This is a genomic window from uncultured Thiodictyon sp. (assembly GCA_903837595.1).
Taxonomy (GTDB): Bacteria; Pseudomonadota; Gammaproteobacteria; order Chromatiales; family Chromatiaceae; genus Thiodictyon.
In genome coordinates, this window is sequence record CAILVI010000423.1 from 17,696 (window position 1) to 34,257 (window position 16,562).

16 protein-coding genes are annotated in these 16,562 nt (G+C 67.4%); 2 read left to right on the forward strand and 14 right to left on the reverse strand.

The window, feature by feature from the left end; all coding sequences use genetic code 11:
• Positions 1-175: 175 nt before the first annotated feature.
• From lpxA to cutA, 11 genes are all read right to left on the reverse strand, one after another.
• A complete protein-coding gene (lpxA, locus tag QZY44_RS25335) occupies positions 176-952 on the reverse strand; it encodes an acyl-ACP--UDP-N-acetylglucosamine O-acyltransferase (protein WP_295454703.1) in 777 nt (258 codons plus the stop codon).
• An 83-nt stretch (positions 953-1,035) separates the two neighbouring features.
• Positions 1,036-2,601: a bifunctional phosphoribosylaminoimidazolecarboxamide formyltransferase/IMP cyclohydrolase gene (gene purH / locus QZY44_RS25340; RefSeq protein ID WP_295454706.1), complete on the reverse strand. Its 1,566-nt coding sequence runs from the start codon at positions 2,599-2,601 to the stop codon at positions 1,036-1,038.
• A 72-nt stretch (positions 2,602-2,673) separates the two neighbouring features.
• A complete protein-coding gene (locus tag QZY44_RS25345) occupies positions 2,674-3,009 on the reverse strand; it encodes a helix-turn-helix domain-containing protein (RefSeq protein WP_295454709.1) in 336 nt (111 codons plus the stop codon).
• Complete coding sequence (dusB, locus tag QZY44_RS25350; RefSeq protein ID WP_295454712.1) at positions 3,006-4,031, reverse strand: tRNA dihydrouridine synthase DusB; 1,026 nt, start codon at positions 4,029-4,031, stop codon at positions 3,006-3,008. Before dusB ends, QZY44_RS25345 begins: the two co-directional genes overlap by 4 nt.
• The gene (locus QZY44_RS25355; RefSeq protein WP_295454714.1) at positions 4,028-4,870 is read right to left on the reverse strand and encodes a zinc-ribbon and DUF3426 domain-containing protein; all 843 of its coding nucleotides are present in this window, start codon (positions 4,868-4,870) and stop codon (positions 4,028-4,030) included. Before QZY44_RS25355 ends, dusB begins: the two co-directional genes overlap by 4 nt.
• Positions 4,871-4,872: 2 nt before the next feature.
• Entirely contained in the window at positions 4,873-5,772 is a 900-nt protein-coding gene (prmA, locus tag QZY44_RS25360) for a 50S ribosomal protein L11 methyltransferase (RefSeq protein WP_295454738.1), read from the reverse strand.
• Between the two features lie 37 nt (positions 5,773-5,809).
• The gene (gene accC / locus QZY44_RS25365; protein WP_295454740.1) at positions 5,810-7,153 is read right to left on the reverse strand and encodes an acetyl-CoA carboxylase biotin carboxylase subunit; all 1,344 of its coding nucleotides are present in this window, start codon (positions 7,151-7,153) and stop codon (positions 5,810-5,812) included.
• A gap of 88 nt (positions 7,154-7,241) precedes the next feature.
• The gene (gene accB, locus QZY44_RS25370; RefSeq protein ID WP_295454717.1) at positions 7,242-7,697 is read right to left on the reverse strand and encodes an acetyl-CoA carboxylase biotin carboxyl carrier protein; all 456 of its coding nucleotides are present in this window, start codon (positions 7,695-7,697) and stop codon (positions 7,242-7,244) included.
• Positions 7,698-7,699: 2 nt separating this feature from the next.
• Entirely contained in the window at positions 7,700-8,161 is a 462-nt protein-coding gene (gene aroQ, locus QZY44_RS25375) for a type II 3-dehydroquinate dehydratase (RefSeq protein WP_295454719.1), read from the reverse strand.
• Positions 8,162-8,354: 193 nt separating this feature from the next.
• Entirely contained in the window at positions 8,355-10,709 is a 2,355-nt protein-coding gene (gene dsbD / locus QZY44_RS25380) for a protein-disulfide reductase DsbD (RefSeq protein WP_295454721.1), read from the reverse strand.
• Positions 10,706-11,041: a divalent-cation tolerance protein CutA gene (gene cutA / locus QZY44_RS25385; RefSeq protein WP_295454724.1), complete on the reverse strand. Its 336-nt coding sequence runs from the start codon at positions 11,039-11,041 to the stop codon at positions 10,706-10,708. Before cutA ends, dsbD begins: the two co-directional genes overlap by 4 nt.
• Positions 11,042-11,195: 154 nt before the next feature.
• On the opposite strand from cutA, the gene QZY44_RS25390 reads away from it, so the two are divergent.
• Positions 11,196-11,624, forward strand: coding sequence for an FxsA family protein (locus QZY44_RS25390; RefSeq protein WP_295454725.1), 429 nt, complete (start codon positions 11,196-11,198; stop codon positions 11,622-11,624).
• A gap of 3 nt (positions 11,625-11,627) precedes the next feature.
• On the opposite strand, the gene QZY44_RS25395 is transcribed toward QZY44_RS25390, so the two are convergent.
• Positions 11,628-13,442 carry an alpha/beta fold hydrolase gene (locus tag QZY44_RS25395; protein ID WP_295454727.1) on the reverse strand — a complete coding sequence of 605 codons (1,815 nt, stop codon included), beginning with the start codon at positions 13,440-13,442 and terminating at the stop codon, positions 11,628-11,630.
• 149 nt (positions 13,443-13,591) lie between these two features.
• Here QZY44_RS25395 and QZY44_RS25400 point away from each other — a divergent pair, with 149 nt between their 5' ends.
• A complete protein-coding gene (locus tag QZY44_RS25400) occupies positions 13,592-14,059 on the forward strand; it encodes a hypothetical protein (RefSeq protein WP_295454729.1) in 468 nt (155 codons plus the stop codon).
• Between the two features lie 29 nt (positions 14,060-14,088).
• On the opposite strand, the gene QZY44_RS25405 is transcribed toward QZY44_RS25400, so the two are convergent.
• Both QZY44_RS25405 and QZY44_RS25410 read right to left on the reverse strand, forming a co-directional pair.
• Entirely contained in the window at positions 14,089-15,033 is a 945-nt protein-coding gene (locus QZY44_RS25405; RefSeq protein ID WP_295454732.1) for an MraY family glycosyltransferase, read from the reverse strand.
• A 250-nt stretch (positions 15,034-15,283) separates the two neighbouring features.
• Positions 15,284-16,562 (reverse strand): O-antigen ligase family protein (locus QZY44_RS25410; RefSeq protein WP_295454733.1); only part of this gene is annotated, 1,279 nt, incomplete at its 5' end.

The following is a 16,562-nucleotide window of genomic DNA, read 5'->3' on the forward strand; positions in this document are numbered from 1 at the left end:
GTTTTCCTGCGGGTAGCGATGCTTGAGCCGGAGCGGAAACTAGGCAAGCCTTGGTCAGAGCGGCTGCTTTGATCGTCACTGCGGCCGCCGGGCTCGGGGCGCACAGCGCCCAACACCTGCGTGACACCGCTAGAGCGGTGTCACGAGAGGCTGGGTGGCCGGAATGACACTTGACTCAGGCGATTGAAATGATGCCCCGCCGGCTCGTTTGGATGAATTGGATGATCTCATCGGTCTCCGGACCTGGATAGTCGGTTTCGGCCTTGACCAGGGCCTCGCCCAATCGCAGCCCCGAGCGGAAAACCAGCCGATAGACGCCCTTGATGCGGCTGCGTTGCGCTTGGGTGAAGCCGCCGCGGCGCAGGCCCACGACGTTGATCCCGACGATTCGCGCCCGGTGCCCATCGGCCAGCGCGAATGGCGGCACGTCCTGGGGTACGCCGGTCACCCCCGCCACCATGGCGTAGGCGCCGATGCGGCAGAACTGGTGGATCGCGACCTGGCCGGAGAGGAAACAGTGGTGATCCACCTCGACATGACCCGCCAGGGTGGCGGTATTGGCGAAGATATTGTGATCGCCGACCACGCAGTCGTGACCGGCGTGGGAATAGGCCATCCAGTAATTGTGGCTGCCGATGCGGGTGCCCTCGGCGCTCTTGGTCCCGCAACTGATATTCACCCCTTCCTTGAAATGATTGTGGTCGCCGATCGTGAGTGGACTGGCCCGCGCCGGATCGAAGGTGAGGTCCTGGGCGTCGGAACCCAGGGTGGCACCGTGGCAGACACGGTTGAACGCGCCCATGCGGGTTGGCGCGAAGATACGCACGGAACTTTCGATACGGCACCCCTCACCGATGACGGCCCCTGCCTCAATGATGGAGTAGGGGCCGACGCTGGCCGTCTCATGGACCTGCGCGCCGTCTTCGATGATCGCGGTGGGATGGATGTTCATGCGCTGGCTATGAGTACGGGGGCGCAGAGCGCCGGAATTGCAGGCGTGACACCGCGCAACGGTGTCACGAGGGAAAGTCCTTCCTAATGCCGGAAATGCCGCATCCCGGTGAAGACCATAGCCATGCCGTGCTCGTCGGCGGCGGCGATGACTTCTTCATCCCGCAGTGAGCCTCCGGGTTCGATGACCGCGGTGATGCCGGCCGCCGCGGCCGAGTCGATGCCGTCGCGGAAGGGGAAGAAGGCGTCGGAGGCCATCACCGAGCCCTTCACCTCGAGCCCCGCCAATTCGGCCTTGATGGCGGCGATGCGCGCGGAATTGACCCGGCTCATCTGGCCGGCGCCCACACCGATGGTCATGCCGTTACGCCCGTAGACGATGGCGTTGGACTTGACGGACTTGGCCACGCGCCAGCTGAACAGCAGGTCCGCCAGCTCTTCGGGGGTCGGTTCGCGCTTGGTGACGGTGCGCAATGAGTCGATGAGGCGGAGATCCGCGTCCTGGACCAGGAGTCCGCCGTTGACGCGCTTGAAATCGAGCCGCGCGAGCGGCTCGCTTGCCCATTCACCGCACTCGAGCAGGCGCACGTTCTTCTTTGCCGCGACTGCCGCCGAGGCCGCCGCCGAGACCCGCGGGGCGACGATCACCTCTACAAATTGGCGCTCGCAGATGATGCGGGCGGTCTCACCATCCAGCTCGCGATTAAAGGCGATGATGCCGCCGAAGGCGGATTCGGGGTCGGTGCTGAAGGCACGCTCATAGGCGTCGAGCAGGCTCTCGCCCAGTGCGACCCCGCAGGGGTTGGCGTGCTTGACGATGACGCAGGCCATGCCCTCGTCGAACTGCTTGACGCATTCGATGGCGGCATCCGTGTCAGCAATATTGTTGTAGCTGAGCTCCTTGCCCTGGAGTTGGCGGGCGGTGGCGACGCCGGCCTCCCGGGGATTGAGTTCAGTATAAAACACCGCGTTCTGATGGGGGTTCTCGCCATAGCGCATGCCCTGGCGCTTGCGGAACTGGAGATTGAAGGTGCGCGGGAAGCCCGCGGCCTGCTGCTGCGGGTGCTCAATCACCGCGCCCAGATAGTTGGCGATGGCCCCGTCATAGGCGGCGGTATGCTCGAAGGCCTTGACCGCGAGGTCGAAGCGGGTGGCGGCGCTGACGCCCCCGGTCGCGGCCAATTCGGCCAGTACCCGGGGGTAATCGGCCGCATCCACCACCACCGTCACCCCGGCGTGATTCTTGGCCGCCGCCCGCACCATGGTGGGGCCGCCGATGTCGATGTTTTCGATCGCGGTGGCGAGATCGCAGCCGGGTTTGGCGACGGTCTGCTCGAAGGGATAGAGATTCACCACGACCAGGTCGATGGGGTTGATGGCATGGGCGTCCATCACCGCCTCATCGGTCCCACGTCGCCCTAGGATGCCGCCGTGGATACGCGGGTGCAGGGTCTTGACCCGCCCGCCCATCATCTCCGGGAAGCCGGTGTAGTCCGACACCTCGGTCACTGCAATCCCCTGCTGCGCGAGCAGCGTGGCGGTCCCGCCGGTAGAGAGGATCTCGACCCCCCGGTCGACCAGCCCCCGGGCCAACTCCACGACCCCGGTCTTATCCGAAACACTGATGAGCGCGCGCCGTATGGGTTGCATAGATTGATTTCCGGTAGGCCCCAGGCCACAAAAGAGATTAAACCAAGTTAAATCGACCAGCGGGCGATTTAACTAGCGCGTGATGTTGTGGTGCGCCAGCCGTTTGCGCAAGGTGCTGCGGGTAAGCCCCAGGATGCGGGCCGCCAGGGTGAGGTTGCCCTGGGCGGAACGCAGCACCGTCTCGAACAGTGGGCGTTCGACCTCCTCGATGACCAACCGATACAGGTCGGTGATGGCGTGCCCATCCATGTTGCGCAGATAGTTCGCCACGGCGTCTTCCACGCACTTGCTCAAGGGATCGGCGCGCTCGGTCTGGACCACATGAAGGTCGGTGGCGCGACAGGCCGTGGTCCCAGGGTGTGCGGACGGCGGTGGATGGTCGTCGTCGTCCTGAAGCGCTGTCGTCATGCCGCCTGATCCTCCCGTGCGGGGTGTTTGTTGAAGAAGGTACGGACCTGCTGTTGCTGGTCCAGCGTGCTGTCTGCGCGATTGACGGCGATCCTGAAGGCCGCGGCCCCCGGGAGCCCGCGACAGTACCAAGCGATGTGTTTGCGCGCGATCCGCACCCCGGCACGGGTCCCGTAGAAACGATAGAGCGCGTCCAGGTGTTCCAGGACGAGGTCCCTGATCCAGTCGCGCGCCGGCGCGGGCGTGTCGGCACCGGTGGCCAGATAGGTGGCGATGTCGCGGAAGATCCAGGGGCGTCCCTGGGCCGCGCGCCCGATCATAATAGCATCGCAACCGGTGGAGTCCAGCACCCGCCGGGCGGCCTGGGGGGAGTCGATATCGCCGTTGGCGATCAACGTAATGTCCACTTGCAGGCGAATGGCGCGGAGCGTCTCGTGTTCGGCCGGGGTGTCATAGCCGCAGCCGCGGGTGCGGCCGTGGACCGCCAGCGCGGCCACGCCCGACTCCCGCGCGATGCGCGCGATGGCGAGCGCATTGCGCTCCCCGGGTGACCACCCGGTGCGGATCTTCAGCGTCACCGGGGCCGGGGCGGCCGCGTGCACCACCGCGGCGAGGATCCGCCCCACCAGCAATTCGTCGCGCAGCAGGGCCGAGCCCGCCGCCACCCGACAGACCTTCTTGGCCGGGCAGCCCATGTTGATGTCGATGAGCTGGGCGCCCGCGCCCAGATTCATCCGCGCCGCCTCGGCCATGGCCAGCGGATCGGTTCCGACGATCTGTACCGACACTGGCCCCTGCTCACCGGCAAAGTCCAGGCGGCGCAGCGACTTCATCGAACCCCACAGCGTGGTATCGCAGGACACCATCTCCGAGACCGCGAGCGCGGCGCCCAAGCGTCGGCACAGCGCCCGGTAGGGGCGGTCGCTGATGCCCGCCATCGGGGCCAGGATCAGATTGGTCGGGAACCGGTAGGGGCCGATGCTAAAGGGGCGCAGCGCGCCCGCCGGGGGAGCCGGTGTCATCGCAGTCGCACCTTGAACCCCGATGCCTCCGTGCTGGGCGGTGCCAAGGCCAGGGCCACCACGCGGGCCTCGTGCGGGGCGATGGGGGCGGCGTGGCCGGCGCCCCCGGGCCCGGGCGCGGCGGCGTATTCGCTCGGTGAGAAGCGGCGCACCGCGGTCAGGTCGCCCTGTTGGTCGTACAACTCCAGCTCGATCAGCGGGGCCGGTTGCGGCAGTTCGGCGCTGTTCCCGATGGTGAGGCGCAGCATCAATGCACCGCTCACGGCGTCCGGGTTCAGTGACGGTTCGCGCACGGCCAGTGCACCGGGCAACCGGGGGGGCGCCAGGTGGCACCCCAGATAGCCGCACCAGGTGTTCAGGAGATGGAATCCGTTGGGATCACGCAGCAACTCGGCGCGTCGCCACCAGACCAGTTGGACGCCCAATAACACGCTCAATCCCAGGACCAGGGACAGGCGCCCCCAATGGCGCCGGGCGCGCGTCGACCGGCGTGGGGGGGGCGGCGGGGTCGGCGCCCGGATACTGACCGTGCGCCGGGCGGGGGTCGGCGCCGGGCCGGCGGTCGGAACCATCGCGGGCGTCAGGGTCAGGCGCGTCTCCCGCGGTTCCGCGCGTCGGCGGGCGGCATTGGCGCCAGGGCCGGTACCGGCACCCGCATCAGCGCGGCCGCGGTTCAGCGGGGCCGCGCCGGCAACGCCTGCTTCGTCGACCAGCCCAGCCACCGCATCCAAGCGCTCACCGCAGTGCGGGCAGTCAACCTGTCCGCGGTGGGTCTTGAGTTGCTGGGCGTAGACGGGAAACTGGCGTCGACAGCGGGTGCAGCGGGTCGTCAGGGGCATCGTCAGCGCTCCGCGCGTCGGGTCCCCGCGATGAGCGCCCACCCCTCGCGCAACCGCACCGGCGCCAGTTCGACCTGCCGCTCATAGGCGGCGCTCACCGTGCTCACCTGCTCGGCCAGTACCCCGGAGAGGACCAGCTGGCCCCCGGGCGCCAGGGCCGCGAGCAACCGCGTGGCCAACTCCACCAAGGGCCCGGCCAGGATGTTGGCGAGCACGCAGGCCACCGGCAGGCGGGCCGCGAGCGTGGCCAGCTCACCGGGCAGACAGACGGTCAACCCGCCGTCAACGCCGTTGGCGGCGGCGTTGGCGAGCGTGGCCTCGATCGCCTGGGGATCGTGGTCGACCGCGATCACCGCGGCGGCACCGAGCTTCAGGGCCGCGATGGCGAGGATCCCGGAGCCGCAGCCGTAGTCGAGCAGGGTGAGTCCCGCAAGCTCCGCCCCATCCAGCCACTCCAGGCACAGCGCGGTGGTCGGGTGATGCCCGGTGCCGAAGGCCAGCCCCGGGTCCAGGTCCACGACGATGCCGTCCGGGTCCGGCGCCGGCTGGCCTTGGGGGCAGACCCAGAGTCGGCGGCCGAAGCGGGTGGGTCGGAAGTCCTCGAGCCAGACCCGTTCCCAGGCACGATCGGCGATGCGCTCGCAGCGCGGCGGCGTCAGGCTCAGTGGGCCGAAGGCCACGGTGAGGGCCTCGACCTGGGTCGCGCCCGCCGCATCGTCCTCGAACAGTGCGTGCAGCTGTACCGCCTGCCACAGTGGCATGGCCCCGGGCGGGGGCTCGAGCTGGGGGTCGTCGCCGGCATCGCCCAGGGTCACCGCCAGCGCCCCGGCATTCTCCAGGGCGGCCTCCAGCAGCGGGGACTGGTCTTGCGGGACCGTGAGAGAGAGTTGCAGCCAGGACATGGGCGGGTGCTCGGGAAAAAGGGCCATAAGGAGTCCGTCACATCCCCAGCTTCTTCTCCAGATAGTGGATATTGGCCCCGCCGGCCTCGAAGGCAGCGTCACGCATGATGCTGCGCTGGAGCTTGATGTTGGTGTCGATGCCTTCAATCACCGTCTCGCGCAGCGCATTGTTCATGCGGGCAATCGCGACCGCGCGATCCTCCCCGTGGGTGATCAGCTTGCCGATCATGGAGTCGTAGTACGACGGCACCGTGTAGCCGGAATAGATGTGGGTGTCCATGCGGATCCCGGGCCCGCCGGGGGCGTGGAATTCGGTGATCTTGCCGGGGCTCGGGCGGAAGGTTTCGGAGTGCTCGGCGTTGATGCGACACTCCACGGCATGACCGCGCATCACGATGTCCTTCTGGCGGTAGCGTAGGTGCTCCCCAGCCGCGACCAGGATCTGTTCCTTCACGATATCCACCCCGGTCACCATCTCGGTTACCGGGTGCTCCACCTGGACGCGGGTATTCATCTCGATGAAATAGAAGTGCCCGTCCTCATAAAGGAACTCGAAGGTGCCGGCGCCGCGATAGCCAATGTCCCGGCACGCCTGGGCGCAGCGTTCGCCGATCTCATGGCGTTGCGCCTGGGTAATGCCGGGCGCCGGGGCCTCTTCCACCACCTTTTGGTGACGGCGCTGCATGGAGCAGTCGCGCTCGCCCAAATGGATGGCATTGCCGTGCTGGTCGGCCAGCATCTGGAACTCGATATGGCGCGGGTTCTCGAGGTACTTTTCCATGTACACCATGTTATTGTTGAAGGCGGCCGCGGCCTCGGCCCGGGTGAGCGAGATGGCGTTGAGCAGGGTCGCCTCCGAATTCACGACTCGCATCCCGCGACCGCCGCCGCCGCCGGAGGCCTTGATGATGATCGGATAACCGATGGCGCGGGCGAGATCCAATGTACGCTTCTTGTCGTTGTCGTCCAAGGGGCCGTCCGAGCCGGGCACGCAGGGCACGCCGGCCGCCTTCATGGCCGCGATCGCGGAAACCTTGTCGCCCATCAGCCGGATGGTCTCCGGACGTGGGCCGATGAAGATGAAGCCGGAACTCTCCACCCGTTCGGCAAAGTCCGCGTTCTCGGACAGGAATCCGTAGCCCGGATGAATGGCCACCGTATCGGTGACCTCGGCTGAGCTGATGATGGCCGGAATATTGAGATAGCTGTCGCGCGAGGCGGCCGGCCCGATACAGACCGACTCGTCCGCCAGGAGTACGTGCTTTAAGTCCCGGTCCGCCTCCGAATGGACGGCGACCGTGCGGATGCCGAGTTCACGGCAGGCGCGCAAGACGCGCAGTGCGATCTCGCCCCGGTTGGCGATGAGGATCTTCTCGATCATGGCTGGCATGCTGGGGTTGCCTGTATAACGGTGGCCGACGGATGCGGGGTGGCGCACGGGGTCCCGCGGCGGGTGCCGCGAGGGCCGGTCACTCGATAATGAACAGGGGCTGGTTGTATTCGACCGGTTGGCCGTTTTCCACCAGGATGCGGCGCACGGTACCGGCCTTTTCACTCTCGATCTGATTCAGGATCTTCATCGCCTCGATGATGCACAGTGTGTCCCCTGACTTGACCTTTTGACCCTCCTCGACGAAGGGCCCGGAGCCCGGGGCGGGGGCGCGGTAGAAGGTGCCGACCATGGGTGAGCGCACGACCTCGCCCGCCAGTCCATCGAGCACCTCATCGCCGGGCTTGACCGGGGTGACAGCGGCCGCGGGCGCTGCTGCTGCCGCCGGCAGCGTCATTGCCTGGGGCATAAACAGCGATGTCGCCCCGCCGTGTCGGCTGATGCGTACCGACTCCTCCCCCTCGTGGATCTCGATCTCCGCCACGTTGGATTGCTCCAGGAGTTCGATCAGTTTCTTGACCTTGCGGATATCCATGTTCAGTGGTTCTCGGTGGGATTGGCCGGCACCAGCCGGCTGAAGGCGGCGCAAAGCGCCAGTTCATACCCTTGCGCACCCAGCCCGCTGATCACCCCCACCGCAATGTCGGAGAAGTGGGAGTGGCGACGAAAGGGCTCGCGCGCATGCACGTTCGAGAGGTGGACCTCGATGAAGGGGATGGCGACGGCGAGCAGTGCGTCGCGCAGCGCAACGCTGGTATGGGTAAAGGCGGCCGGGTTGAAGAGCATGAAGCACACCCCGTCCGCCGGGGCGGCGTGAATCCGCTCAATCAGGACATGCTCGGCGTTGCTCTGGACGAAGGCCAGGTCATGACCCTCGCGCTGCGCCGCAGCCCGCAGCCGCTCCTCGATTTGCGCCAGGGTGACCTGGCCATAGTGGCCCGGCTCCCGGGTTCCGAGTAGGTTGAGGTTGGGTCCGTTGAGGACCAGGATGCTTGCCATGTCGGCGCTGTGACCTTGCAGATTCGGGGGTTCGGGGTTGCCGGCGCGGGGGCGACGGCCGCCAAGGCGCCGCCCGGCAGCGGGTAGTCGGTGCAGGGGCGGCAAAGCGCCGCGAATTGTGCCGATTTCGCGCGATCTTGTCCAGCCTTGCGGCTTGGGTCTTCGCGCGGCCGCAGCCCCGTGGCGGCTCGTCTCAGGGGCCGACGCGGCGCAGGTGCGCAACGAACGCCGGGGCGGGCGTGAATCCGACCAGCCGCAGGTCCGGCCGCTCGGCTCCCGCGGGATCGAAGAACAGCATGGCCGGTGGGCCGGGGATCTTAAAATGTCCCTGCATCAGGGCCTGATCGGCGGCGTCGTTGGCGGTGACATCCGCTTGGAGCAGGACGAAGTGCTTGAGGGCGCCGATTACCGCGGGGTCGCTGAAGGTGTCGCGCTCCAGCTCTTTGCAGGATACACACCAATCGGCGTAGAAATCGAGCATCACCGGCCGCCCGGCCGCGCGGGCACCGGCCAGTTCCCGGTCCAGGTCGGCCAGAGTCTTGATCCGCTTGAAGGCGAGGGATTCGGTCGTGGTGCCCGCGCCACCCACATCCGGCAGACCGCGCAGGGGCTGGAGCGTGTCCTTACCACCCGCCGCGGCACCGACCAGCATGAGGGCTCCGTAGATCAGCAGGCCGACCCCGAGCCCCTTCCATAACTTGTCCCAGCCGTGGGCCCCGGGGGGCAGCTGGGTGAGTGCCCCCAGATAGACCGCGCAACCGATGAGCAGCAACCCCCACAGGAGCATCGCCACCGCCGCGGGCAGGATGCGCTCCAAGAGCGCAATCGCCACCCCCAGGAGCGCCACGCCGAAGACCGCGTTGACCGCCCCCATCCAGGACCCGGCGCGGGGCAGGAGCTGGCCGGCAGAGGTGCCGATGATGATGAGCGGCGCACCCATTCCCAGGCTCAGGGAGAACAGGGCCACCCCGCCCAGCACGGCGTCCCCGGTCTGGCTGATATAGATCAGTGCCCCGAACAGTGGCGGGGCGACGCAGGGACCCACGATCAGGGCGGAGAGCACGCCCATGACGGCCACCCCGATCAGGGTGCCGCCGCGTTGCTGGTGGCTGAGTGCCGCCAGCCGGGCGTGCAGCGCGGAGGGCAGTTGCAGGTGATAGAACCCGAACATGGACAAGGCCAGGGCGACGAACACCAGGGCGAAGGCGGTGAGTATCCAGGGATTCTGGAAGACCGCCTGGAGGTTGGCCCCGAACAGTCCCGCCAGCACCCCGGCCGTCGTATAGGTCAAGGCCATGGCGAGAACATAGATCAGTGACAGGGTGAAGGCCCGGCGGGTCGTTAGATGGGCGCCGTGGCCGGCGATGATGCCGGACAGGATCGGGATCATCGGAAAGACGCAGGGGGTGAAGGCGAGCAGGAGCCCGAAGCCGAAGAAGAGTGCAACCACCGCCAACAGGCTGCCCCCGGCCAGGACCGCGGCGATCCGGTCTTGCTCCGCCGGCGGCCCCGCGGCCCTCGGCGGGTCGGCCGGCCGCGTCGGCGCGGTGGCGGTGAGCGGTGCGGTCGGTGCGACGCGTACGGCGGATGCAGCGCCCGCGGCCCGGCCCGCACTGTCGGGGGGCAGCGCCGGCAGGTCGAGTGTGATGCGCTGGGTTTGGGGCGGATAGCAGATCCCCTGCTCGGCGCACCCCCGATATTTGGCGACCAGGGTGATCGTGGTCGGCGCGGCTGCGCTGCGCACCAAGGGCAGATTGAGATCCAAGCGGTCGCGGTAGACTGCCACTTCGCCGAGGCTGCCGTCCGGTCTGACCCCATCCTTCGTCAGCGTGCCCGGGGGCAATTGGAAGGCCCCGAGCCTGACCCCGGGCGCATCGTCCAGGGCAAGCACGATCTGGTCGCGATCCAGGTAGGTCCCGGGGGCGATGGTCCAGGTAAGTTCCAGCCGGTCCGGTGCGGCCAGCTGCGCCTGAAAAACAAATGCCTCCTCGACGCTCGGGATCGCGTCCGGTAGTCCCAGTCCCCTGGTCGGCGCGATGGTCTGGCCAACGCGTTGAACGCGTGCGCCGACGCCGTCCGCTGCGGGTAGGGCTGGGGGCTCGGGCGCCGGTGCGACGGCCCGCGGCAGCGTAACCCGCAGTTGCTGGCGTTGCGGGGGGTAGCACAGACCGGCATCGGCACAGCCCTGGGCGCTGATCTCCAGGGTCAGGGTGTCCCCGGCGCCCGGCTGGCGCGTGACCGGCAGATGCGCCTCGACCTGATGGCGATAGATCTTCACCTCGCCGAAGTAGGCGTCCTGCTTGGTCTCAGCAGCCGGTAGGGCCGGGCTGCCGAGTGTCATCTCCGGGGTATCGGTGGCGAAGCGCAGCTTGCCCTGGTAGAGGTAATAGCCCTCGGCGATGAGCCAGCGCACCCGTACGGCGTCCGGCCCGTCCGGCTGCGCCGAGACCTCGAAGGCCTGCTCCGGCGGCAGAAAATCGTCGGCGGCCAGGGCCGAGATGCCGACGATCAGCAGGAGCAGACCCGCCCACCCGGTCTTCACCCTCATACGTCTGGTTGCGTGCATGTGCTCACCCAGCTCAGGTAGTCGGGCAGCCCCTCGGTGATCGGGAGTGCGATGATTTCGGGTACCGCGTAGGGGTGCAGCCCGCGCAGGGTCTCGGTCAGGGCCGGAAGGTGCCCTGCCACCGTCTTGATCAGCAACAGCACCTCCGTCTCGCGCTCGATCGCGCCCTGCCAGCGGTAGATGGAGGTGAGACCCGGCAGCAGATTCACGCAGGCGGCCAGCCGTTCGCCCACCAACCGCTCGGCAATGCGTACGGCAGTTTCCTGGTCCGGACAGGTGCAGAACACCAGCCGACAATCGGTTTGCGGGGTCATAAGGCTCCTCATGCGGGTTTCGGGATGACGGCAGTTCGCGCGCTGACTGTGGGATGATACGGGGATGGCCGGTCCTTGGCTTCCACTGGGACGCGGATACCGGCCATTGTTGCGCTGCCAAACCGCCGCGCCCTCCTACCAAGAGACCGCTACCGTGCCAATTTTTGTTTTACTGTTCATCGGCGTGCCGCTGATCGAGATCTATTTGCTGATCAAAGTGGGAGCGGTCATCGGCGCCGTGCCGGCCATCGCGCTCACCGTGTTGTGCTCGCTGCTGGGCACCTGGCTGGTCCGGCGTCAGGGGTTCAGTGTCCTCATGCGGGTGCGCGAGACCCTCGCCCGCAATGAGGTCCCGGCCCTGGAGCTGTTGGACGGCGCCCTGCTCCTGGTCGCCGGCCTGTTCCTCCTGCTGCCCGGCTTCCTCACCGACATCATCGGCTTCCTGCTCCTGATCCCACCGCTGCGCCGCTGGGTCATCCGGCGCTACGTGGGGGTCATCCCGGTGCGCACCTTGTCCGGGGACCCCCAGCAGGGTCCCCGGGTCATCGAGGGGCACTTTCGGCGCATTCGGCGCGAGGACTGAGGGTCAGTCGACCACCGGAAAGGTCACCGCGATGGCCCAGGCAAAGGCGAGTCCGATGGCCAGTGCGCCCACCAGTGGGTGGCGGGTGCGGCGGTAGATCCAACCGCCGATGAGTCCGTAGAGCAGGAAGAAGACCAGGATGGCCGGCACGATGATGATGAGAAAGAAGAGCTGACTCAGATTCAGGGCCACCGCCGCCACCAGCGAGAACAGGAACAACGCCTTGGTCAGCGCCGGGGCGGCCCGCGGTGCCCCTGGCCCGTGGGTGAGCCAGCCATCGGCGGCAAAGTAGGCCCAGGTGCCTGGGACTATCCCCAAGATCAGCCAGGCGCGATCTGCGCCGGGCACGAAGGAGGTCACGTAGCGGTCGATGGGGAGCGCGATGGCGAGCGTCACGTAGGTGCAGGCGACCAAGGTGCCGATCGCGAGACCCGGCCACTGGACCCGCCCCGCCAGCTGCGGTGAAGCGCCCGCGCCCTGGCGCCAGGGCGGTAAGCGCAGCGCCGCGATGGCCAGCAAGGCGTAGACCCCGAGGAGGCAAGCGGTGGCGTAGCGGTTGAGCTGCGGCGCGGCGATCGGCAGGTTCAGCATGGCGGCGACCTGGCTATCCAGGAGGGGTCGTTCGCTCGCCAGGGTAAGGTACGTGCTGGCGCCCAGAATGGCGATCACCAGCCCCAACCACAGTCCCCGTCCAGCCAGGCTGCCTGCCGTGGCCCAGAGCCCCGCCATGGTCAGCAGGCCGTAGACCCCGAAGTGCAGGGCCAGATAGTCGCCGAGCAGGATCGACAGGTAGTCGCTCGGCATGAAGCGCAAGACCAGTGGGGTGAGCAGCGCCGGGAAGATCGCCACCGGCAGCAGCCGCCGCCAGTTGAGGCCCGCCCCTAATGGCCGGGTCGCGGCCCGTGGCAGCAGTCGCGACAGTGGCCAGCTCAGGGCGACAATGCCGAGGAACAGCAGCCCGAGCGAGCGCCCGCGCGCGTCAATGAAGCCGCCCCCCGCGTGTCCGAGTGCCCGGTTCAGCCAATCCAGGGCGGCGCCGATGCCGCCGCGTCCGTACAGCACCCCGATGTGCTCCACCCCGGGAACCAGCACCAGCTCTCGGGCACTGCCCGTGGCCAGGTCACCATAGGTCACGCCGGGCTCAACCGCGCCGCCGGTGGCGGCCGTGATGGCCGTGCGACCTGCTTCATGGAGCATCGCGGGCTCCAGCGCACCGAACACGAACAGCAGGTCGCGCGGCTGGGTCCGGGGGGCATCCGGGCCCATATAGGGTGACAGGAGGACCGAGGCCACGACCTGGTCCCGGTGCGCGGTGGCGTAACGCAACAACACATCCCCGGCCATGGAGTGTCCGAGCAAGCTGAGGCGCCCATCGCCCCCCGGCAGCCCGGACGCGAAGCCGGCTACCTGTTCCAGTGCCCCCAGCAAGACCCCGACGCGCCGCGCCTCGTCCTCCAGACGGGCGACGAAGGGCTGCGCGTTGCGACCGTGCCCTGGGAAGTCGAAGGTCACCGCGAGGTACCCGTTGCGGGCCAGGGTCACCGCATAGGGCTGCATCAACTGCTGCGAGGCGGCGAATCCGTGGGCGATAATGACCACAGGTGCCGGTGTCCCGCCCGCCGGATGGTAGACGGTCACCGGGATCTCGCCGAGGCGTTGGGTTTCCACCCTGAGCCCCGCCGTGGCCCCGGTCAGGTGCCACAGGCCAGTGCCGATCGCGGCCAGGGCGAGGAGGGCGACGGCGAACGCCGCCAGGGTGAGCGTCCGGCTGGCGCGCTCTGGTTCTGCGGCGTCGGCGTCGGCGTTGGGGGTCGTCATGGGTGGATACCTTGGAGGAAAGAAATGCGTTCACCCAGACATGGGGACAGGCAGACGCCAAGAAAGCGATGCGTAACGACAGGGTCCCGGGTCGGACGATCGGTGCCGCTGGCCAATCAAATTGCGTCCAAATGGGGTATTGTTTGCGGATGACCACAGCCCCCACCCCCACCCGCGTCTTAGCGATTCTCGCTGCGCTGCTGCTCGGCGGTTGCGCCACTGCCCCGCCGTCAACCGAGGCGACGCTGCTCCAGATCAACGCCGCCGTCAACCGTCAGGGCGTGCGCTGCCCGCGCGACTCCTGTCAGGAGGACTGGCCCGATCCCGCCGATCTGGACCGGCTCAAGTACTGGGACTGCAAAGCCTACGCCGTCGCCAAGGCCGACCGGCTGATTCGTCAATATGGCTACTCCCCGGAGCGGCTCGAATATTTGCTGATCGCCGGTCCACCCCTGCGGGTCACGCATGCCGCGCTGTTGGTGGATGGCCGTTGGGTGATGGACCTGGGGCTGCGCTGCCAGGTGTGCGAGTTGGAGCGGTTCGTCGACCGGGCGACGATCACAGGACGGCTGCCGGTGAGCGAATTGCCCCTGGTGATGGGGGTGCTCGCGCGCTGAGCGCGGAGTCGATCTCCTTCAGCCGCTTTTCATGCTTCGTCGTCCCCGACTGATCGCGGCCGGCGACGATCCAGGCCAGCCGCCGGTAAGTTGTTGCGTTGCCTCAGCCATCCGGTCGTGAGTCGGAAATACAGCAGGAACAGCCCGGCGAAAGCGTAGAACGCTAGATACTGAGGCACCGCCAAGCGGTCGGCCAGCACGCCGGCGGCGCCGGTGACGAAGGTGAGTGCCAGTAGCCAGGCGGTGGCCCGGCCATCCGGCAGGCCGCGCCCAAGCAGCAGATGGTGCAAGTGCTGGCGGTCGGCGGCGAAGGGACTGTGTCCGGTGAGCAGGCGCCGCGCCATCACCGTCAAGGTGTCCAGCAGCGGCAGGGCCAGAATCCACACCGCGGTGATCGGTGCCATCACGGCGTGATCACCTTGTGACAGATGGATCAGAAACCAACTCAAGACGAAGCCGAGCATGGTGCTGCCGGCATCGCCCATGAACACGCTGGCCTGGGCCCGCCAGGGATGGCGCAGGTTGTAGGCGAGGAAGCCGCAAAGCGCCATCGCCAGCGCGAGCAGGGCGCCGATCTCGCCCGGCTGAGAGACAGGAGCAGTCAGGCACAGCACGAGCAGCCAGCCGGTGACGATCAGGCCCGTGCCACCCGCCAGTCCATCGAGCCCGTCAATCATGTTGAAGGCGTTGATCACGCCGATCACGCTGAACAGCGTGAACAGCACGGCCCCCGCCCCGAGGGTAACCGCGCCCAGTCCGAACAGGTCGCCCAGACTGCTTAACGCCACGTGGCTCCCCAAGGCCATGATCAGGACGGCGACGGCTTGAAACAGGAAGCGCGTCGCCGGCCGGCTGGAGTGGATATCGTCGTATAGCCCAACCAGCGTCAACACCGTCATGCTGACTAAAAGGATCGGCCAGTCGTGCGGTTTGGCCGGGAGCAGCAGGACGCTCAGGCCGAAGGCGAAGCACAATCACCACCCCGCCGACCAGCGGCACCGGGTAGCGGTGGTGTTTGCGGGTGCAGGGGTGGTCAACCCAGCCCAGGGTCTGGGCCGGCCGGGCCAGCAGCGAAATCAGGCCGACACTGAGCAGGAAGGTGCCCGGCAATACCCAGTATTGCAATAGCTCGGATGCTGTCATGTCATCTTTAACCTCCTTCATGCCCGCTGGTCGGTGCAGACGCAGCATGCTGCTTGAGGCCAGGTGAGCCGCTGGCTAAGCTCAGGCCTCGAACGGGTTGCGCTGGTTTTCGGGCGGAATCGTAAAGATCGATGGTGCCGGTCGCGCCTCCTCGCCGGCTGCTTGCGGGTGGCGGTGGCGGTGCTCTTCGTGGTGCCGCGAGCGGTGAAAAAACACCCCGGCCAGGAACGCCGTGAAAACCGCGTTAGCCGGAGTCCGCAGGTTATAGTCGCCCAAGGTGTGCAACATCATCAGCAGCACCGCGATGCCCGCCCCACCTTGGGCGAAGCGGAACGGCGTCCACTCCCCGCGTGTCCATACCCGTCCCCACTGGTGAAGGTAGAATAGCAGCCAGACCGCGACCAGCACACCCGCAAGCAAGCCGAACTCCAGCAACCATTCCAAATAGTCATTGTGGGCACGGTTAATGTAAACACCGGTAATGGTGTCCGGATGAAACCGCCGCATGACCTCGAGGAAGGTGCCTGCACCGCTTCCCAAGGGGAAAAATTCACCGATCGCCTGCACCGTGGCGTTGAAGATGGGCCAGCGCCAATCCTCGAAGGGGTCCGTGAAGGCGAACCGGCTCCACACCGGCAGCAAGCCGATCAGGCTAGCCAGTCCGATGCCGGCGGCGGTGACGGTACCGATCAGCCCGTAGGCGTTACGCCCACCCAGTCGGAAGGAGAACATCAAGGTGCAGAGCACGACCCCCAGCATCGCCAGGCTGATCCCGGTGCGGGAGCGCGTAAAAATCAATCCGACCAGAATGGCCAGCGACAGCGCGCCAAACGCCGCCGCCTGGTTGATCCGCGTCACAGTGAAGCGCGCCACCCAGCGCCGCACGCTCTGTCTGCTCCGGCCACGCCGCCCGCCGGTGTGCGCCGGCCGACCGTGGCCGATCGTCGCGGCCAGCAGGGCCAGGCTGACCGGTAGGGCCATCTCCAGTAAGCCGGCCAAGTGGTTGCGGTTGCGGTAGGTGCCCAAGGCGTTGCCGTCGCTCATCCAGGATTGGCCGTACTGGATCAGTCCCAGCAGCGCCTCACCGGCGGCGATACTCAAAAACACCACCACCAACACCAGCAGCCGTTCCCGGTCCAGCCGCATCGCGACCAGAAAAGCCGCCAGTGGCGGCAGCAGCGTCAGCCAGGCGCCCTCGGTGGTGCTCGGGATCAGTGAGATCGCCCGCCAGCCGAAACCCTCGCCGACGTCACCGGTGAGTCGCATCGCCCCGGCGTAGAAGGCCCGGCCCGGCAGTTCGGCCCACCACGACATCGGCACCGGAGCCAACTGGGCCAGCGGCAGCAGAAACAGCAGCAGC

Coding starts and splice junctions, on each gene's coding strand:
- lpxA (WP_295454703.1), bottom strand. CDS start 952: ATGAACATCCATCCCACCGCGATCATCGAAGACGGCGCGCAGGTCCAT.
- purH (WP_295454706.1), bottom strand. CDS start 2,601: ATGCAACCCATACGGCGCGCGCTCATCAGTGTTTCGGATAAGACCGGG.
- QZY44_RS25345 (WP_295454709.1), bottom strand. CDS start 3,009: ATGACGACAGCGCTTCAGGACGACGACGACCATCCACCGCCGTCCGCA.
- dusB (WP_295454712.1), bottom strand. CDS start 4,031: ATGACACCGGCTCCCCCGGCGGGCGCGCTGCGCCCCTTTAGCATCGGC.
- QZY44_RS25355 (WP_295454714.1), bottom strand. CDS start 4,870: ATGCCCCTGACGACCCGCTGCACCCGCTGTCGACGCCAGTTTCCCGTC.
- prmA (WP_295454738.1), bottom strand. CDS start 5,772: ATGTCCTGGCTGCAACTCTCTCTCACGGTCCCGCAAGACCAGTCCCCG.
- accC (WP_295454740.1), bottom strand. CDS start 7,153: ATGATCGAGAAGATCCTCATCGCCAACCGGGGCGAGATCGCACTGCGC.
- accB (WP_295454717.1), bottom strand. CDS start 7,697: ATGGATATCCGCAAGGTCAAGAAACTGATCGAACTCCTGGAGCAATCC.
- aroQ (WP_295454719.1), bottom strand. CDS start 8,161: ATGGCAAGCATCCTGGTCCTCAACGGACCCAACCTCAACCTACTCGGA.
- dsbD (WP_295454721.1), bottom strand. CDS start 10,709: ATGAGGGTGAAGACCGGGTGGGCGGGTCTGCTCCTGCTGATCGTCGGC.
- cutA (WP_295454724.1), bottom strand. CDS start 11,041: ATGACCCCGCAAACCGATTGTCGGCTGGTGTTCTGCACCTGTCCGGAC.
- QZY44_RS25395 (WP_295454727.1), bottom strand. CDS start 13,442: ATGACGACCCCCAACGCCGACGCCGACGCCGCAGAACCAGAGCGCGCC.
- QZY44_RS25400 (WP_295454729.1), top strand. CDS start 13,592: ATGACCACAGCCCCCACCCCCACCCGCGTCTTAGCGATTCTCGCTGCG.